13 protein-coding genes are annotated in these 20,371 nt (G+C 34.6%); 6 read left to right on the top strand and 7 right to left on the bottom strand.

Annotation, left to right across the window (positions count from 1 at the left end; all coding sequences use genetic code 11):
* Positions 1-20: 20 nt before the first annotated feature.
* The gene (locus GQ45_RS03070; protein WP_047414998.1) at positions 21-908 is read right to left on the bottom strand and encodes a dienelactone hydrolase family protein; all 888 of its coding nucleotides are present in this window, start codon (positions 906-908) and stop codon (positions 21-23) included.
* Positions 909-1,278: 370 nt separating this feature from the next.
* On the opposite strand from GQ45_RS03070, the gene GQ45_RS03075 reads away from it, so the two are divergent.
* Positions 1,279-2,715 carry a c-type cytochrome gene (locus GQ45_RS03075; protein WP_052188106.1) on the top strand — a complete coding sequence of 479 codons (1,437 nt, stop codon included), beginning with the start codon at positions 1,279-1,281 and terminating at the stop codon, positions 2,713-2,715.
* Positions 2,716-3,003: 288 nt separating this feature from the next.
* Here the strand turns inward: GQ45_RS03075 and GQ45_RS03080 are convergent, their stop codons facing one another.
* The 5 genes from GQ45_RS03080 to GQ45_RS03100 form a co-directional block, all read right to left on the bottom strand.
* Positions 3,004-3,432, bottom strand: coding sequence for a peptidylprolyl isomerase (locus tag GQ45_RS03080; protein ID WP_047415001.1), 429 nt, complete (start codon positions 3,430-3,432; stop codon positions 3,004-3,006).
* Positions 3,433-3,725: 293 nt separating this feature from the next.
* The gene (locus GQ45_RS03085; RefSeq protein WP_047415003.1) at positions 3,726-6,518 is read right to left on the bottom strand and encodes a S9 family peptidase; all 2,793 of its coding nucleotides are present in this window, start codon (positions 6,516-6,518) and stop codon (positions 3,726-3,728) included.
* 795 nt (positions 6,519-7,313) lie between these two features.
* The gene (locus GQ45_RS03090; RefSeq protein WP_047415005.1) at positions 7,314-8,867 is read right to left on the bottom strand and encodes a DEAD/DEAH box helicase; all 1,554 of its coding nucleotides are present in this window, start codon (positions 8,865-8,867) and stop codon (positions 7,314-7,316) included.
* A 181-nt stretch (positions 8,868-9,048) separates the two neighbouring features.
* Positions 9,049-10,041: a UDP-3-O-(3-hydroxymyristoyl)glucosamine N-acyltransferase gene (gene lpxD / locus GQ45_RS03095; protein WP_047415007.1), complete on the bottom strand. Its 993-nt coding sequence runs from the start codon at positions 10,039-10,041 to the stop codon at positions 9,049-9,051.
* A 173-nt stretch (positions 10,042-10,214) separates the two neighbouring features.
* Positions 10,215-11,561, bottom strand: coding sequence for a DEAD/DEAH box helicase (locus GQ45_RS03100; RefSeq protein WP_047415009.1), 1,347 nt, complete (start codon positions 11,559-11,561; stop codon positions 10,215-10,217).
* Between the two features lie 156 nt (positions 11,562-11,717).
* Between GQ45_RS03100 and recQ the strand changes: the two genes are divergently transcribed.
* Positions 11,718-13,841, top strand: coding sequence for a DNA helicase RecQ (gene recQ, locus GQ45_RS03105; RefSeq protein ID WP_047415011.1), 2,124 nt, complete (start codon positions 11,718-11,720; stop codon positions 13,839-13,841).
* A 173-nt stretch (positions 13,842-14,014) separates the two neighbouring features.
* Here recQ and GQ45_RS03110 read toward each other — a convergent pair whose 3' ends face one another.
* Positions 14,015-14,458, bottom strand: coding sequence for a cold-shock protein (locus GQ45_RS03110; RefSeq protein WP_047415013.1), 444 nt, complete (start codon positions 14,456-14,458; stop codon positions 14,015-14,017).
* A gap of 526 nt (positions 14,459-14,984) precedes the next feature.
* Between GQ45_RS03110 and GQ45_RS03115 the strand changes: the two genes are divergently transcribed.
* The 4 genes from GQ45_RS03115 (at position 14,985) to GQ45_RS03135 (ending at position 20,287) form a co-directional block, all read left to right on the top strand.
* On the top strand, positions 14,985-15,890 hold the full coding sequence (locus tag GQ45_RS03115; RefSeq protein ID WP_047415015.1) for a hypothetical protein: 906 nt from the start codon (positions 14,985-14,987) through the stop codon (positions 15,888-15,890).
* Between the two features lie 809 nt (positions 15,891-16,699).
* Positions 16,700-18,289 carry a GMC oxidoreductase gene (locus tag GQ45_RS03125; protein ID WP_047419971.1) on the top strand — a complete coding sequence of 530 codons (1,590 nt, stop codon included), beginning with the start codon at positions 16,700-16,702 and terminating at the stop codon, positions 18,287-18,289.
* A gap of 22 nt (positions 18,290-18,311) precedes the next feature.
* Positions 18,312-19,283 (top strand): alpha/beta fold hydrolase, encoded by a 972-nt coding sequence (locus tag GQ45_RS03130; RefSeq protein ID WP_047415019.1) that lies wholly within the window; start codon positions 18,312-18,314, stop codon positions 19,281-19,283.
* Between the two features lie 158 nt (positions 19,284-19,441).
* Positions 19,442-20,287 (top strand): formate/nitrite transporter family protein, encoded by an 846-nt coding sequence (locus GQ45_RS03135; protein ID WP_047415021.1) that lies wholly within the window; start codon positions 19,442-19,444, stop codon positions 20,285-20,287.
* The last annotated feature ends 84 nt before the right edge of the window (positions 20,288-20,371 follow it).

Genomic DNA, 20,371 nt, shown 5'->3' on the forward strand with positions numbered 1-20,371 from the left:
ACTTTTAGACAGCTTAGTCACTAGACTAATTTTTCTTTGAAAAAATCCATGGTTCTTTGCCAAGCTAAATCCGCAGCAGGCTTATCAAATCTGGGGGTACTGGTATTATGAAAACCGTGATTTACATCAGGATAAAAATAGGCCTTATACTCCACATTATTTTCTTTCAATATTTTTTCATACGCTGGCCAACCCTCATTAACCCTAGTATCTAAACCTGCATATTGCAGCATCAAAGGAGTTTTTATAAGCGCTGCCTCTTCGGCCGTTGGTTGCCCTCCATAAAATGGAACAGCAGCTTTTAAATTTTGAACTTTTACAGCCATCATATTAGAAATCCAACCTCCAAAACAAAATCCTACGACGCCAATGGATCCATTACAATTTTCATGATTGCTTAAATAATCGAATGCCGCGATAAAATCTTCTAACATTTCATCTCTATTGCGTTGTCTTTGCAATGCTCGACCATCATCATCATTTCCAGGATAACCTCCCAACGGAGATAATGCATCTGGGGCTATGGTGATAAAACCATCCAGAGCTGCAATACGACCAACATCTTCAATATATGGATTTAATCCTCGGTTTTCATGAACAACAATGATACCAGGCAACTTGCCTGTTGTATTTTCAGGTTTCGATAATAAGGCTTTTATAGGACCGCCACCTTTTGGTGAATCATAGGTAACGTAGTCAGAATTTAACCTCGTATCGTCCGGTTGTACTTGAAGGCTTTCCAAATATTTGGGACTCATAAAACTCAATAATGAAGCTACGGTTATGCCGCCAACAGCATAAAGTGATAACTTTTCTATAAATTGACGTCGTTCTAATTTATTATGCGCATAATCATCATAAAGGTCATACACTTCTTGTTGTATATCTTCTTTCTTTAAATTTTTCATAAGATTTTTTTAAATAAATTTCAAGGTTAATCCTTGCCTTTTGTTTTGTAATAGCCTAAAGTTATTCATTTAAATCAAAATATAATGTTTTATTTACGTTTATCTAGCTTCTAAACCTTTCAAAATGACGGTTTAATTTTAGATAGATACTTCAAAATGATTAAAGCAATCTGTATTTTAAAGGGATTATTAAGCGTTCTACCTAATAAAGTTTTATAAGGGATAGCAAATTAGGAACTTAGAAGAAGTTAAACTGAAGCCATTATGAAAAAATCTTTACTTTTATTTATTGTTCTAATTATCACGATTACGCTAGTTTCCTCATCTGGTATTTTATAATATTATTTTAAAAAATCAAATCATAAGTGTTTTGTTAAAGCCAATTGAACAAGTACTACTTTTTATCTTTTTTATTGTACTAGCCAGTTGCGCCGGAGAAGATAGCTTTTTGTCTGAAATTGAAGATAAATCAGATCTACCCTCCGAGGTGTGGGAAATAATTCCACTACCCAAGAGTAGCCAGCGATCTGGAGATGCCCAAAAAGGAAAAGAATATTTATTTTCTGGTGATTACATGAGTTCTGGAATACCCTTAGAAGCTTTTTTAACAGTTTATGGGGCAAATAACGAAAATATACTAAATAGATCTGGTGATAACGCCACCATACCTCATGACTATACGGCACTTTTAGCAGAAAACAATGTAAAAGTAGTAGCGCCAAATTGCCTTAGTTGTCATAGTGCCAAAATCAATAATGAATATATCGTTGGTTTAGGAAACCATAGTATGGATTTAACGTTTAATAGAGCAGCACTGGAACCTATTTTAACAAGAGGAATAATACAAATTTACGGGGAAAAAAGCCCTGAATTCGAAGCGTATCAACAGTTTAGAAAAAGTATTATTGCCATTGGACCAAAAACAATAACGGAAACATTAGGCGCCAATTCTGCTAATAAAATTGCAGAAGTTTTAGTGGCTCACCGAGATAAAAACACCTTAGTTTGGGAAGATACCCCTTTTATTGAAATTGAAGAGGATGTGATCCCGTCAGATGTTCCCGCTTGGTGGTTATTAAAAAAGAAAAATGCTATATTTTATACAGCACTCTCTAGAGGAGATTTTGCTAAGTCTTTTATTGAAGCAGGTATGCTTGCCTTGAAAGATGTTGAAAAAGCCAAAGAAATTGATCAAAACATGCCTGATGTTTTGGCTTATTTTGAAAGTTTAGAGGCACCAAAATATCCTTTTACAGTAGATAACACCTTGGTAAATAAAGGTAAAGCAATTTTTACGAATAGCTGCTCAAGTTGTCACGGAAATTATGGTGATCAGCCAAGTTATCCAAATTCTCTAGTAGGTTTAAAGACCATAAAAACTGATCCAGAATTATCGAATCGGAATACTAAAGTTTCTTCATACAACCGCTATTTTTATGACTGGTTTAATACTGGATATTTTGGAACGGAACCTTATAATTTGGTTTTAAAAGCTGACGGTGGCTATATAGCTCCACCCTTAGACGGAATTTGGGCAACAGCTCCTTACTTACATAACGGCTCGGTGCCAACTCTTTTAGATCTTTTACATAGTGCAAATAGACCTGAATTATGGAGTAGAACTTTTGATAATGCCGATTATGATACTCAAAAGGTAGGTTGGAACTATACCTTAGAAACTAGTAAAGATAATAACAAAACATATAATACGAATCTGAAAGGATATGGAAATGATGGTCATACCTTTGGAGACAATTTATCGGATGAAGAGCGATTAGCCGTTCTAGAGTATCTTAAAACACTGTAATAGAAATAATTATTCGTTTAAACTATTAGAAAATAAAACCACCAATTTCAGATTATTGAACTTTGCAGGGTGCCCTGCACTTACTACAAACCACATTTCACTTTTTATTTTATTGAGAAGCTAACTAGTACTTTTTTAAAACTACACCAATCTAAACCAAAAAAAGCCGACACGAATGCCGGCTTTTTTTTATGATCTATATTTTTTCCGCAAGAACTTCATAACTTAAATATATACGATTTAAAGTGAAATATAGATGAGGAAAAAATAATAATTTTTAACAAAATACTATTCAATTCCTACCACCTCTAATTCAAAAGTCAATTCTTGTCCTGCAAGTGGATGATTGGCGTCGATAATAATTGCATCTTCTCGTACATCCGCAATCCTAAGTTGACGTTCCGTTCCATCAGGATTTTTAGCCATAAGCCCCATACCTACTTCTGGTTTTATTTCTTCAGGTAGTTCGCTTAAAGGTACTTTTTGAAATAATTCTTTTTGAATTTCGCCGTAAGCTTCTTCCACAGGAATTACCACAGTTTTCTTTTCATTTAACGCCATGTTTATTAATCCGTTTTCAAAACCTGGAATTAAACTTTGCTGACCTAAAGTAACTTGTAGCGGTTCTCTTTCCAAAGAACTGTCAAATACTTGTCCGTTCGTTAATTTTCCTGTGTAATGTACTTTAACTGTGTCGTTTTCTTTTACTTTACTCATAATTTTGCTATTTGTAATATTCTACATCTAAACTTTTGCAAACTTATGGCTTGTAAAATGGTTCAAAGAAAAATTAGCTATATTTTGGATAATCTTAACGTTTTAATTCCCTAATAACGTAAAAGAGCATAAAAATTAGATTTTTATGCTCTTTTTTAATTTTAGGTATCTAATTATTTTTAATGTGGAACCTAAGTCATTAACTATCATATAGGCTATACCCTATAAAAAATACATCAAATAAAACAAGATGTACGGGCAGCATAGCACAACAACTTTTGGTACAGGTTTACTTATTCCTGTAGTAGTTCTAAGCCTTGGTTTATTCCTTTTTCGGCGGCTGGAACCCCTCTATCCATCCAAACAGGCATTGCTGTACCTTTTAAATAATAATCAAAAAACTGCGCCATTCGGATATTAAAATCTTTTCTATTTTGCAATTTTAAGGGCCAATGTGGCTCTCCGTTGTAGTTTAAAAACCAAGATGGTTTTCCTAATCGACGTAAATTCACAAAAAATTCAATACCCTGATACCAAGGTACATGACCGTCTGCATCATTATGCATGATTAACAATGGCGTATTTATTTTATCCATAGTAAAAATAGGAGAATTCTCTACATATCGTTGTGGATATTCCCATGGGGTACCTCCTATTCTACTTTGGGTATGTTCGTATTGAAACTGCCTACTTAAACCTGTCCACCATCGAATTCCGCCATAAGCACTAATCATATTAGGTACGGGAGCACCTGCTTCAGCTGCTTTAAAAATATCGGTCTTAGTGACTAAGTATGCAATTTGGTAACCACCCCAACTATGACCTTGAACACCAATATTGTCTTTATCGATAAAGCCTTTTTCTATTAAAGAAGTTACTCCCGGAATAACACAATTAAACGCACTTTCTCCTGGATAACCTTCTCTATATTGAATGTCGGGTACAAAAATAACATAGCCTCTACTCGTGTAAAAACTATAATTAATTGATGATCTTCCCGCTATAGGTGTTCTGTGGGAGTTTAAGCCATCTGAACTACGCTCATAAAAATTAACAAGCATTGGATATTTTTTATTTGGATCAAAATTTTCTGGTTTTACCAGTAAACCCGTAAGTTCAATGCCATCTAAGGAAGTCCAATGTACCAACTCGATCGTTCCCCAATTGTACTCAGATTGTTGCGGATTGGCAGTACTAATTAGGCTGGTATTTTTAAAATTAGTATTGGTTACCCGTAAATCTGGAAATTCTTTAAAGGATTCTTGTGTATACAATAATTCACTAGATAAATGTGCTTTCGTTGGATTGGAGTACCGAAAAGCGCCTGAAATTAATGGCGTTATTTTTTTAGATTTAGGATTGAAAGACACAAAACCTGCATCTTTGCTTATCTCGTCAAAAGTGCTGAACAGCCAGTCTACACTTTCATCTAAAAAACGTTCTTCTCGGTCTGTTTTCACATAGCGATATCTTGTTTTAGTAGCTCTTCCGTTGGTTAATTTAATACTTTCTGCTGTTTCTGGATTAAATTTAAAAATATCATAGCGATCATAAAGGATCAACCATTGATCATCTTTGGTAAATCCTGCGCTACCGTAAGAAGAAGGATAATCAGGTGAATCATTTAGTTCGTCAGAAAACGGTAATCCTTTCGTTAACTCCTTATACTTTTGGTTGCTCACCGAATAGCTAAACCAAAGCGTATCCATTGGATTGTAACCATATATATATTTGGCATTGGGGCTCATTGCCGCTGCCGTAAATTTGTTTAGTATTTGAGTTGTTGCACCTGTTTTGGTATCTACAATAGCAAAATCTTTAGCGCTGTTACCTGTCCATTGGCTTTCTAAATCATAGGGCTCCGAAGAAGACACCAAAGCGAATGCTGCATTGCCCTCATTTCCTAATTCGGTATTTGGAAATTTTGTTGTTCCTAACTGAACAAGCTTATTTTTATTTTTTAAATCTATTAGCGCCTTATATGACTTTATGGTGTCATTTTTGACCTCTAGCTCTTGAACGGTATAAAGTCTGGGCTCGTCATAGGTCCAAACTTCTACATTAACGATTTGATCATCGGTTAAAAGTGTGTCCTTTATAATAGGTGGTTGTGCTAAACCAAAAAATAATTTGGACTCATCTTTAGAAAATTCAATAGCACCATAGGAAGAAACAAGATAGTTTTTTGGAGCATTAGTTGCATTGATGATTTTTTCGGCCTTTGTATTCCCTTCTTTATAATAGAATAATTCATTAGGTCTAAGCTGTACTTTAGTGGTATCGGTATCTACAATAAAACCTAAATTTTCACCAGACTCACTTAAAGAAAGTTGGTGATATTTTGCTTTTTTTGCTTCATAAACTGTTTTGGTCTGGTTTTTATCAAGGTTCATAACGACAACCCGCGAAGGATCATCTGTATCTTCTCCTGTCGTTGTATACGCGAAATACTTTCCTTTTTTAGCAAAACTATGGCTCGTTACAAATTTAAGCGTATCCTCAACTTGAGTCATTACATTAAGTAATATGAGATGATATCCATTTTCTTTGTTTACTTTTTTCACTTTCTTAGGATCTATAGTTTTTGCAACTTTAATCGTATCTGTTGCATTTTTGTCCTTATCTGTTTTTATATCTTCTAAATAATAGGCTAAATACCCTGACCATTTTTCGGGCATGGTATACGATTTTACGTTTGCTATTTTTGTTAGACGTTTTGAATTTAAATCGTAAATACCTAAAGTATCTTTAGGCATTTTATCTTTTTTAGTTTTGCGCTGCTTTAAGGCTGTTATACTATCAGTCCAAGCTTTTATGGTAAAGGCTACAAATTTAGAATCGTAGCTAAAGTTTCCTTTTTCTCCCCTGGCATATTCAAAGACTGAATTTCCTTTAGAGGTTTTTAATTGTAAGGTTTGGTCCTTTTCTCCTTTTTGTAAGCCATAAACAACATATGATCCATCCGGTGAAATAGCTTCGTTTTCAATGGTATTCCAAATTTCAAGGTCAGCATGATCCAGTACTTTCTTTTGGGAATACAGACATAAACTACTCAACAGTAAGGTACTTATTAAAAGTGTTTTCATAATATTATTGGTTTAATTTTCTAAAGATACTACCTAAAGTCCACTTTTCAAATTGCTTTTTAAAATAAAAACCAGATGAGATTATTTTACTTAAAAATCTCATAATCAATTAATTAAAACTTAAAGAGTCCAATAATTTATTTTAATAACTATAAAATAGTACCTTTTATTACATAGTACTGTAACAAAATACAAACTACGTCGTCTTATATATGTAAATCAATCTAAAACAAACATCATGAAATCATTAAACAAACATCAAGTACAACAAACATTAGAAACATCAACAAGCAGAATCTGGAACCTGAAAAGAAGGTATCGATAAAACTAAGAATCTATTAAGAGTTACATCAATCTAAAACAAACATCATGAAATTAGGAAACAAACATCAAGTACATCAAACATTAGAAACATCAACAAGTAGAATCTGGAATGCCAAAAGAAGGTATAGATAAACTATAAAAAATGAAGACTTACATCAATCTAAAACAAACATCATGAAATTAGTAAACAAACATCAAATACAACAGACTTTAGAAACATCATCAAGCAGAATCTGGAACCTGAAAAGAAGGTATCGTTAAACAAAAAATCAAAAAACAACAATCATGAAAATTTTAATCCATCCACAAAAAATAATATCCAAGCGAAACCGCAGATGCATAGAAATCATTAACTCCAGAAGAATTCACTTTTTAAAGTTTACATATGACCATCAGTATCCAATCTATTAAGTACATCAAAAAAGCAGTAGCTTTATCAACTACTGCTTTTTTTTTCTTAAATTCTAAAACTTATTCCTCTGGTGGGTATCCATGAATTTCTTCAAAAACTTCGTCAAAATTTTGACGCAGATATGCGTTTAGTTTTAACTTATAATCATCCTTTAACCATTTTAAAAAATTAAAGGTACTTCTGCTGATACACTTTGCGTAGCTTGCGATACGGTTATCGATATCAACATCTAAAATTTTAGCTAAAGCTAGTGCGTCATAGACATCTTCACTATTTTCAATACAGATTTTAGCGTGCTGTTCTATAGAACGCTCTAAGACCACCTTGGAAGATTCTCCTTTAAACGTTGCCTCAGTATATACTTCTTTAATATCAAAATAAACCTCTTCTGATTTTGCAAATTGAACTCGTATTTCTTCTGGCATTTCATGCCTAAATTCACTTTCTATATCTTCATCATTTTGAAGTCTGTCGATATAAAAGTTAGGTGATTTAAAAATCATCTGCCAATCTAAATCTGCACCCCAAGGCCCAAATCGATGGTAGTTGTTTCCTAAATCAATCACTTGAAAGCTAGATTTATTATTGAGAATACGCGAGCCCCTACCGATCATTTGATAATATAAGGTCAATGATTTTGTTGCTCTGTTTAATATGATGGTATCTATGGTTGGTTCATCAAAACCTGTCGTTAAAATACTCACCGAAGTTAAAATAGCGTCCGGTGTTTCTTTAAACCACTTTAAAATTTGTTTTCGTTGTTTTTTAGTGGCTGTATTGTCTAAATGCATTACAGGAAGGCCTGCTGCTTTAAACGTATAAAATATTTGGATTGAGGTGTTGATCCCGTTATTAAAAATCAATGCTTTTTTACCCTTAGAATGTTTTAAATACGCTTGCAGCGTTTTATCTAACATTGCTGGGCTTGTATATAAATCTTCGGATGATTTTACCGTATAATCTCCGTTAGAACCTACCTCTAAAGAGGTTAAACCCATATCATACTGAAAAACTTCAGCACGGGCTAAAAATTCATTTTCAATTAATGCGCCGATCGACTCCCCAGAAATTAATTCATCATAATTATCTTTCATAGGGAGTTCCTTACTAGAACTCAAAGGCGTAGCGGTTACACCAAGAATAAAAGAATTTTCAAAAAATTTGAACAATTTTGTAAAGGAATTATAATGCGCTTCATCAATAATCACTAAACCGATATCTGAGATATCTAATTTATCATCATTTAAACGATTATTAAGCGTTTCGACCATGGCTACAAAGCAAATATACTGGTCTTGATCGTCTAAATTTGCTTTACTATTCACTACTTTATTGGGCACACCAAAACTAGTTAACATACCAGAAGTCTGATTACACAGCTCCACACGGTGTGTCATCACCAATACCTTTTTATTATGATTTTTAAGGTATTGACGAACCATCTCAGAGAAAATTACGGTTTTTCCTCCTCCTGTGGGTAATTGGTATAGTAAATGGTAATTATCCGCTTCAGTATCGAACTTCTCAAAAATCTTTTGAATAGCTCCTTGCTGGTAACTATAAAGTTCTTTATCTGTTTTTCTGTCTTGCAATCCTATTGCTGTCTCCGTCATACTGTCTTTTTCAAGGGGTACGCAAAATTAAGGCGTTTAAAAGGGGAATGCAAAAAAAGTTTATAAGTATATTTCGAAACTCAAAAACTCTAAATTTTGCACAAAATGTAATGGCTTTACTCCTTTCTTATTTTAACTACACATCTAACGAAAGATTGCGAACTAGAACAAATAACGAAACCTAGTTTTTAGCTAATTTTCTCAAGGCCACCCATTGTTTTAACATATCTCTAGAATCACAGGCAGGGTATCCTAATACTGTTTTGCCAGCAGCAACGTCGCTAACAACTCCAGAACCAGCGCCCACGGTAACTCCAGAATGCAGTGTGGTATGATCATTTATAGATGCACTACCGCCTATAATAACTCCATCGCCTAACGTAACAGACCCTGCCAACCCACTATGACCTGCCATAATACAAGAGCGTCCCATAACAGAATTATGGCCAATCTGTACTAAGTTATCTATTTTGCAGCCGTCACCGATAATGGTTGAACTGAACTTTCCGCGATCCACGCAAGAGTTCGATCCAATTTCAACTCCATTGCCAATGACGACATTGCCAATCTGTGGAATCTTAATTAAACCCTGGCCATCTGGACTAGGACGAAAACCAAAACCGTCTGCACCGATACTTACATTCGTGTGAAAAATACATTGATGACCAATCACTGTTCGCTCTCTAATCACAGTCCCTGACCAAATAATACAAGAATTGCCAATGGTCGTGTCATCCATAATAGTAACATTGGGGTATACCACCGTGCCATCCCCTAAACTTACGTTTTTCCCCACATAACAATTTGCGCCTATTTTAACGCCTTTACCTATCTTAGCTGTTTCATGAACAACAGCAGTTCTGTGCATTTCTTGTTCAAAAGTTGGGAGTCCTGGGTCAAACAACTCTAAGATTTGAGCCATAGCCAAATCGGCATTTTTAACTTTTATCAAAACTCTACCATCACCTGGTTCTAATTCTATTTTTTCATCAATGACAGCCGCAGTAGCCTTCGATGTTTCCCAAAGTTTTGCATATTTTCGATTGCCAATAAAAGTAATATTATGAACACCTGCTTTTTCTAATTGCTCGGGAGCACTTATCTTATGACTTGTGTTCCCTAAAATTTCGCCATTTAAAACAGAATTAATTTCTAATATGGTATACGATTTCATGCGTGGATTGAATTTTATTAAATAAATATGGTTAAAGATACACTTTAGAAATTATTCTGTTAGTGCCTTTTCGATCAATTTATATTCATTTTTAAATATCTTAATTTCGCTGCAAAAAGTAAAAAAACAACACAGTAATGTCCCTTTTTAGTTATTTCTGCGCCTTGCTTTTATCACTTCTTATTGCGTTTATTATAATTTTTATCCCCTCTGGTTTTGGGCTTTGAATACTTTTTAGCTATGATTCTTTGGTAAGAACCTCCCTGATTGGTTTTTTTATTTTTTTCAGATTTTTCGTGAAAACTTCCTTGTGATTCTAAGGTTGTTTGATCAGGATTATCAGCTTCAAGAACTCTTGGGCGTTCTTCTGGTCTCAATTCTTCTGAAATTTCTACATTCGCTGGTATCTTCAGTATAGGAATTTCATAATCCATCAATGCTTCTATAGCCTCTTTATCAGAGGTTTCTTTTTCCGTAAACATTAAAATTGAATTTCCTTCATGGGCCGCACGACCCGTTCTACCGATTCGGTGCATGTAATTTTCAGGATAATTAGGCGTATCAAAATTGATAACATGGGTTATTTTATCTAAATCTAATCCACGCGCCATGACATCTGTCGTTACTAAAATTCTATTTTTACCCTCATCGAATTGGCGAATAGAGCGCATTCTATAGTTTTGGGTTTTATTAGAATGAATAACACAAACTTCGTTGGAGAACATGGTTTCGATGGACTCAAAAACGACATCTGCACTTTTTTTGTTCGAAACAAATACGAGTACTTTCTGAAATGTATCTTTATCTTTTAGTAAACGAATCAACAGATTTACTTTCGTATAAAAATTAGGCACGGCATAAGCCGATTGTGCTATATTTTCTAAGGGAGTACCACTAACCGCAATAGATACTTTTTCAGGCACTGTAAAAAAATCATCAATCAAGGCATCCACATCCGTTGTCATCGTTGCTGAAAACATGATGTTTTGTCGCTTTACCGGTAAAAGTTCAAAGATATTGGTGAGCTGAAATCGAAATCCTAAATCTAGCATTACATCGACTTCATCAATCACCAATTTTTTAATTTCTTTTAGCTTAACCGCCTTACACAGCGCTAAATCGTACAAACGACCGGGCGTAGCGACCAATATATCTGTGCCTTGAGCGCAAAATTGTTTTTGGGTATTCATGTTAGTACCACCATAAACACCCAAAACTCTAACATTTATATATTTGGCATAACTTTTAATATTTTCCACTACTTGAATGACCAGTTCTCTCGTAGGTACTAAAACTAAGACCCTAGGATGTATTTGCTTAGAAAAAGCCAATTCATGCAACAATGGCAACATATACGCCATAGTTTTACCAGTTCCTGTTTGTGCGATACCCACGATATCTTTTCCAGATAAAACCACAGGAAAAGCTGCCTTTTGAATAGGGGTAGGTTCCTTAAAACCTAAATCTTCAATGGCGTAATTTAATTGCTTTTTTAAATTAAAATCTTCGAAAGAATTCATGAATAATCTCATTATTTTGTCGCAAAGGTAGCGTATTCTAACATTTCAAATAGAAAACAGTGCTTTGAGTGTTTGTAAATTGTTTAGGAAAGCACTATTCTCATAGTTTCTAGAGGTTTATTTTCTTGTAACTTTGCATTTTAAGTTCTATTCTACATGCCCAAAACAAGCTATCATACACAGTTGCTACCTACCTTAAAAAAATATTTTGGTTACGATACGTTCCGACCACAGCAGGAAGAGATCATAAGCGCTGTTTTAGAGAAAAAAGACGGATTAGTAATTATGCCCACTGGTGGTGGAAAGTCTGTTTGTTTTCAAGTGCCTTCGCTTATTTTTCCGAAAACAACCTTAGTTGTTTCTCCATTAATTGCTTTAATGAAAGATCAGGTTGATGGCTGCAATGCGAATGGAATTGCTGCCGCATACTTTAATAGCAGTCAATCTTCTGAGGAGCAACAAGAGATTATTTCTCGCGTGGTACAACAGGACTTAAAACTACTCTATGTAGCTCCAGAAAGTATGGCATCACTCTCCAACATTATTAATGAAACGTATATTAGTTGTATTGCTATTGATGAAGCGCACTGCATTTCGTCATGGGGTCATGATTTTAGACCATCCTATCAACAACTTGGTTTTTTAAAACAACAATTACCTGATACGCCTATCATTGCTTTGACCGCAACAGCTGATAAGGCTACCCGTTCAGATATTGTAGCACAATTAGGAATTCCGAATGCAAAACAATTCATTACCTCTTTTGACCGAAAAAATATAAGCTTAAGTGTTCGCCCGGCGGATGGCCGGGTAGAACAAATTTTAAATTTTATAGCAAAAAGGCCCAATAGCTCGGGGATTATTTATTGTTTAAGTAGAAAAACTACGGAACAATTAGTCGCTAAATTAAAAACTAAAAAAATTAATGCAGAGGCCTATCATGCCGGCCTAACTTTTAACGAACGCACTAAAGTTCAGGAAGATTTTATTTTTGATAAGACTAAAATTGTGTGCGCAACGATTGCTTTTGGTATGGGAATCGACAAGTCAAATGTACGTTGGGTTATTCATTACAACATGCCTAAAAATATTGAAGGCTATTACCAAGAAATAGGACGAGCTGGTCGAGACGGAGTCGCCTCTAACGCCCTACTCTTTCATAGTTATGCTGATGTTATTCAACTGCGCAGATTTGCCGAAGGAGCTTCAAACGAAGAAGTTCAAATAGCCAAATTAGAACGTATGAAACAGTTTTCGGAAGCAACTACGTGCCGACGAAAAATTTTATTAAGTTATTTTGGCGAGCTTTTAGCAGAAAACTGCGGTAATTGTGATGTCTGTAAAAGTCCACCTCAAGTTTTTGACGGTACCATTATCGCCCAAAAAATACTATCCACAGTAGCCCGTGTAAAAGAGAATGAAGCTATTGGTGTTCTTATTGATGTGCTGCGAGGGGCTAAAAACGCAAGCGTATTAGATAAAGGGTTAGACCAAATAAAAACCTACGGCATTGGACAGGATATTTCATGGAAAGATTGGCAACATTATATTATTCAATTGATAAATCTGGGCTATGCAGAAATTGCTTTTCAGCATCATAATGCCATCCATTTAACTGAATTTTCTAAAAATGTGTTATTTCATAAGGCAAAAGTGTCGCTTACAAAACCAATTGAACTCGTCGAACAAATAGGCAATCCAAAAGAAAAGACGAAAAAAGTTAAGAAAGAGAAAAGAAGTAGTGAATTATTTGAACGCTTACGACTATTAAGACATAAACTTGCCTTAGAAGAAAACATCCCTGCGTATTTGATTTTTAGTGACGCCACACTTCAAGAAATTGTTGATGAAAGACCTATTACTGATCATGACTTTATTCACATAAGTGGTGTAGGAAATAGAAAGTTAGAAGTTTACGGTGCTGATTTTATGAATGAAATTAAAGATTTTAATCAGGAAAAAAATTCTAAAAAAGCCAATACACACAAAGTAACCTACGAACTATACCAGCAAGGATTAAGCATTGATGAAATTTCGGAAAAGCGAAACTTAAAGTCTACTACAATTTTTTCACATATTGCTAAATTATATTCAGAGGGTAAGCCCATCAATATTTACGACTTTGTAAGTCCCTCTGAAGTTGAGGAGATAAAAAAAGCAAAAGTACAACTGGATAGTCCACCGGCTTTAAAACCCTATTTTGATCACTTTGAAGCGCAAATTGATTATTTTAAAATTCGCTTGGCATTGGCTGTTGTTGAAAAAGAAGAACAGACCTAGTTTATACTTCGAAACTTTAAAGATAAAAGCAGCAATTTATGCAGCTATATTGGCGTGTCTTATTTTTTAATTGTACCGAACAGAAATAGTCATGATTCATTTCTAGACGTGCAGGAAGCGCATAAAAAAACCGCACAGAAGTGCGGTTTTAAAAATTATTAGTGCGAAGAAGTTTAAATCTTTTTAACGCGAACAGCATTCATCCCTTTCTGTCCTCGTTCTAGTTCAAACTGTACCATATTATTTTCTTTAATTTCTTCTAAGCATCCATTGATATGTACGAAAAACTTTTCTTGTGTTTCGGTATCCTTAATAAATCCATACCCTTTTGAATCGTTAAAAAACTCAACTCTTCCTTTTCGTGTAGGATCTATTTCCTCATCACTTTCTTCCTTTTTCGGTATACCAAGAACGATGCTTTCCGCATCTACTTTTACTTTTTTAGTTGGATCCGGAGGCGTATCTACTAAATGTCCGTTTTCATCTACGTAGACAAACATACTATCTTGTTCACCGCTTGCTTTACGCTGCTCTTTCTTTTTTGCCTTTTCTTCACGTTTTTTTAAACGCTTTTTTTCTCGTTCTTTTTTACCAAAGGTTTCTTGTGCTCTCGCCATTCAAAATTTAAGTTATAATTAATATAAGACCGCTTGTGAAAAGCTGTCGTGAGGTTATTGAAATTCCGAATGAACACTTGGTACACTAAAGTTGCCGAATATTTTTATAAAGAAGTTGCAATAACGCGCATTGTCGCTCGCTTTTAGAGCTTTACAATACTTATGCAAATATAGGAAGCTTTTTTTGATTTAAAAAATAGAAAATAACAGGTAATAAATTAAAAATCAAGAAGTTTTAAATTTGTATTCAAAAATAATCCCATAATCGAATCCTTAACGCCTTACGCAAACATTGTCGCTGATGATAACAAAGCAATTATAAACGAAAAACAGGGTTTTTCTTCGTGTTTTCCTAAAGAATAGTGTTCGTCACAATTTTAAAATTTATGGCGTATACCATTGTAAGAAAAATTATTTAATCTTTTCCTTAAAACCACTTTTAGAGACTCCGTAAAATTTCATCAAATTATTGTAATTTAGTTAAAACTAAGACCCTTTAAAATAATAGCACTTAAACTCTAGCATAATGGGGAAAAAAAATGCGGTTATACCGCTGATGTACCAAAAGTTACTTTCCGAACCCACCCGAGAGAAAATTGAAAAAATTATTCTTAATATCGCTATTATTAGTTTTTTTATTCACTTGACCATTATTTATTTTTTAAAATTTGGCTTCATAGACTTTCCTGCGGATCATGAATTATTAAAAAGTCCTATTTCCGCCGCTTATACGCCGTTTTCTTTTATCCTAGTCTATGAGGTTTATTTGTTAATTTACTATTTGCCAAAATCATTTACCACCTATATTACCAAGCAGTATGAAATTATTACTTTAATCATCATCCGTAAGTTATTTAAAGACTTGTCAGCTTTAGAACTTTCTTCTAATTGGTTTGAAATAAAAGGAGATCTTCAATTTACGTATGACCTAATAGGCTCTCTTCTGCTATTTTATTTAATTTACCAGTTTCAAAAGCAAGGAAGGCGAAGATTTGCTCCCAAGGAAAATATGAGATCTACCATTGAAAAATTCGTGGATAAAAAGAAAATAATAGCGCTAGTATTAATGCCCTTATTTTTTATCATGGCACTTTACACGCTTATAAATTGGAGTTTGGAAGTCTACCAGGCTACTTCTCTAGTACCCTCTTTTGAAAGCATTAATGATCTTTTCTTCGACCAATTTTTTACTGTGCTAATTTTAGTAGATGTGGTTTTATTATTGGTCTCTTTTTTCTATACGAATCAATTTCATAAAATTATCAGAAACTCGGGATTTGTCATTTCAACAATACTAATTAGAATGTCATTCGGTGTCAGTGGATTAACTAGCACAGTTTTGATCGTGGTAGCCGTACTTTTTGGATTAGCTATAATTTCAATTCACAATAAATTTGAAAACAATGATTTGCTTGATGATGAACCTATATAAATCTCTGATTTTATATAGGTACAAAAACATAGGGTGCTCATTGTTTAGCAACTCTTTATTATGGAATACCTTTAGAAACGAGTGTTCATCAATTTCAAAGGACTAAAATTTTGATGGTATAAATTAGCGGTATATTCTGGAGAGTTTATGTTATCCACTCCTGAAAATTGTCCTAGGTCAGTCACTAGGCATCACTACAACCTAAACTCCTAATTCTTATTACGATCTATTTTATTAAATTCGTTGATCATAAAAAAAGCCCATAGCACAACACAAATAGTTATAAATATAGAAAACCAAAATACGATGTCGTTACCTTCCATTTGTGACTAGTTTTATGAAGATGGCAACACCTAAAAGTGTTGGGGCCCAAAGCCCTATAAAAATTGCATGTTGCTCACGCCCACTTAAGAATAAATATTCAGACACTATAATGATAAGTGCGCAAATAGCAAGAAGCAATATATTAGGAACTCCTATTTTTTTAAAAAAAGCCATTGATTTGTAAGTTATTAAGGCTTCTAAAATAAGGAATTTTTTCTTTTCATTTAGATTTATTTCAAAAAAGTAACTAGAAGCTCACTACTACAGATATGGCCACAGAGCCGCTTCACAAAATCTCTCGACTTTGATGCTCTAACGTTTAATGGTTTAGCTAATTCCTCTAGGCTTTCTGACCTTGAGCAACAAAAAAAACAACTTATCAAAGTTCAGCTTAAACAATTGATTTTATTTTATTTTAGTTTTATTTGGTAAATTTGAATTAGTACCCAATGAAAATCATTTCCAAAAATACTGTATTAAATAAAATGACATATGATTACATTATTGTAGGAAGTGGCTTTGGCGGATCCGTTAGTGCTTTACGCCTAGCTAAAAAAGGATACAAAGTTTTAGTCATTGAAAAAGGAAAATGGTTTGGAGTTAATGATTTTCCGAAAACCAACTGGAATTTTAGAAAATGGCTTTGGATTCCAAATTTGCGCTTCTTTGGTATCATGAAACTTTCTGTTTTTAAGCATATTGCCGTACTATCCGGTACAGGAGTTGGTGGTGGCTCTTTGGTTTATGCCAATACCTTACCTACACCCAAAACTGCATTTTTCAAAACTGGTAGTTGGTCCGGGTTAAACGATTGGGAAAACGAATTAAAGCCCTATTATGAAAAGGCTTTACACATGCTTGGTGCGGCAATAAACCCAGAACTATTTGATGGTGATTTAGGTTTAAAAAAAGTGGCAGAAGATTTACATATCACTAAAAAATTTGCGCCAACTCGGGTTGCTGTTTTTTTTGGAAAACCAAATCAAACACAAAAAGATCCCTATTTTGATGGCGAAGGACCAGAACGCGCTGGTTGCAATTTCTGCGGGGCATGTATGACTGGTTGTAGGCATAATGCAAAAAATACACTCGATAAAAATTACCTCTTCCTCGCTCAAAAATATGGCGCAGAAATACGTTCCGAAAATGAAGTAATTGATGTACAGCCGATCGATAATGCGGACAGCTCTAAAGGCTATAAGGTTTCATTGAAAAGCAGTACAAAATTTTTTAGAAAGCAAGAAAAAATTGAAACCAAGGGAGTCATTTTTTCTGGTGGAGTTTTGGGTACGGTAAAATTACTCTTGAAACTCAAAGAGAAATCACTTCCTAATTTATCCGATAAGCTAGGTGAATATATTCGCAGTAATAATGAAACTTTGGTTAGTGTCACAGGGCTAGATAAAAACAAAAACTATTCGAAAGGCGTTGCTATAGGAAGCATCTTAGACACAGATGAAAATAGTCATCTCGAAATTTGTAGGTATGGTCAAGGTTCGGATGCATGGAAGCTGGTACACCTACCCTATGTAACTGGAGCTACAATAGTTTCGCGCGCTTTTAAAATACTGCTAAAATTTCTTAAACATCCCGTTGCTTATTTTAAAGTTTATTTTGTTAACGGGTGGGCAAAAAATACGGTAGTATTACTTTTTATGCAAACCCTTGACAGTACCTTAAAATTTAGACGAAACGCTTTCGGACTTATGACATCAACCGTAAGCACGGGTAAAGCCCCCACGCCCTTTATCCCTGAATCTATACAACTGGTAAAGGCCTACCGTAAAGCCATAAACGGGGTAAGTACCTCTTTCGCTGTAGAAACCTTGGCAGGCATACCTTCCACGGCACATATTTTAGGAGGTGCTGTGATGGGCAAGGATAAAACCTCAGGTGTGATTGATAAGGATAATAAAGTTTTTGGCTACAAAAATGTTTATGTGATTGATGGTGCAATGATCTCAGCAAATCCAGGGGTGAATCCATCTTTGACAATAACGGCTATTGCTGAACGAGCCATGGATCAAATACCCGATAAAAAGGATTTGCCGAAACTTGATCATGTATGTCGTTGAGCTACTTAAAAAAATGAACTAAATGAAGTATGTCATTAAAACTGTAAAGGTCCTTTTACTATGTATCCTAATCAGCAGCACAGCCATTATTCTATTGTTCGGTCATCGTGATATTCCACTAAATGATTTAAAACCAAAGTATGCCAATAAGGCTTCTTCATTCATAGCTGTACATGGTATGGATGTTCATTTTCGCGATGAAGGTGATCCGTCGGACCCTATTCCATTAGTGCTAATACATGGAACAGGCTCTAGTTTACATACATTTGATGTTTGGGCAGAACGCTTAAAGAAGACCAATAGAGTGATCCGGATGGACCTTCCTGCTTACGGATTAACAGGTTCTTTTCCTGATCACAACTATTCCATGACAAATTATACTGTTTTTCTAAAAGATTTTTTGATCGCTTTAGGTATTAAAAAATGTATCCTGATAGGAAATTCTCTAGGAGGTCAGATAGCCTGGAATTTTACCCTTGAGCAACCCAATACCGTGGCTAAATTAATTTTAATTGATGCGGCAGGCTACCCTAAAAAATCAAAGAGCGAGCCAGTCGCCTTCAAGGTGGCAAAAACTCCAGTACTAAATAAATTACTTACCTATGTTACACCACGTTTTTTAGTTAGAGCTAGTGTTGAAAACGTATATTTTAACACCTTAAAAGTTACTGATTCACTGGTTGATAGGTACTTTGAACTCACGCTTAGAGCGGGTAACCGACAAGCTTTCGTCGATAGGTTTAAAATGTCGGTAGATGGCAGTTCCCTTACCAAAATCAAAGACATACAACAACCAACACTTATCCTATGGGGTGAAAAAGATTTATTAATACCTGTAGAGTACGCCTATAAATTTCAGGAAGATTTACCAAATGATACACTGGTGATATTGAACAATACAGGCCATACGCCAATGGAGGAGAGTCCGTTTGAGAGTTTAATTCCAGTAATTAATTTTATAAATAAACAGCATAGCGAGAATCACAAAGACTAGCACAAGCTAAACTACCCTCTAACCATGACGAGAATTTGTGGCAAGAAATATAAAGCTTATAAAGCTCTTTTAAAAAAAATTACATTACCTTTTACAAGGCAAAATCTAGCATGGGGTGCATCCAAAAATTAAATGCAAAATAATCTTCACCAAATTTTATGAAAACTGAAAGTAAAGATCAAGAAAAACATCAAAAAGATTTAGAGAAAACATCTAACGAAGTTGATAGTGGTACCAAGTACCGTGATATTTTGAGTCGTGTGATTCATGAGGGTGAAGAAATTTTTAAAATTAAAAATAAAGCAATTAGCTTAAGTGCTCTTATTGCAGGTCTTGAAATAGGGATCAGCTATCTCTTGATTAGTACGCTCTACTACTTGTTATCTGGAAAAATCCAAGAGGATAGTATTTTCAAATTGTTCAGTGTTGTATATCCCGTTGGTTTTATTTTAGTGGTTTTGGGGAAATCAGCACTTTTTACCGAACAAACTTCTGTATTAGCTTTACCAGTACTCAATGGTCAACGAACTATTTGGGAGTTATTACGTATCTGGGGTCTAGTGATCCTTGGAAATGTTATTGGTGGTATTGTCTTTACACTGTTTATTGGGGTTCTTGGGCCGCATTTAGGTTTATTTACACATGACACCATGGTCACTATAGGTGAGCACGTACTAAAACCAGATTCATGGGTTCTTTTTTTAAGTGCTATTGTTGCCGGCTGGTTAATGGGCTTATTGAATTGGTTATTGAACAGTACCAAAAATTCACTTACCCGTATTGTTTTAATTTTGATGATCACAGGCGTTATCGGCTTTGGAGGTTTTCATCATAGCATTGTAGGTAATATCGAGGTATTTGGAGCCTTTTTATATTCAGATGCCATCACCATTTTAGATTATCTGTTGTTTCTATTGTTAGCCTTACTGGGCAATGGCATTGGCGGTGCCATAGTAGTAGGACTTTTCAAGTATCGGGTTTTTGAATCTAATTATGCTAAATAAATTGATACCTATAGGTATTCGCTCTCAGTGTGAGCAAAAATTGAGTTTAGGCGAGCTACCGGGTTAAATCGCCTTAAAAAAAGT

The sequence above is a fragment of the Cellulophaga sp. Hel_I_12 genome, assembly GCF_000799565.1.
Taxonomy (GTDB): domain Bacteria; phylum Bacteroidota; class Bacteroidia; order Flavobacteriales; family Flavobacteriaceae; genus Cellulophaga.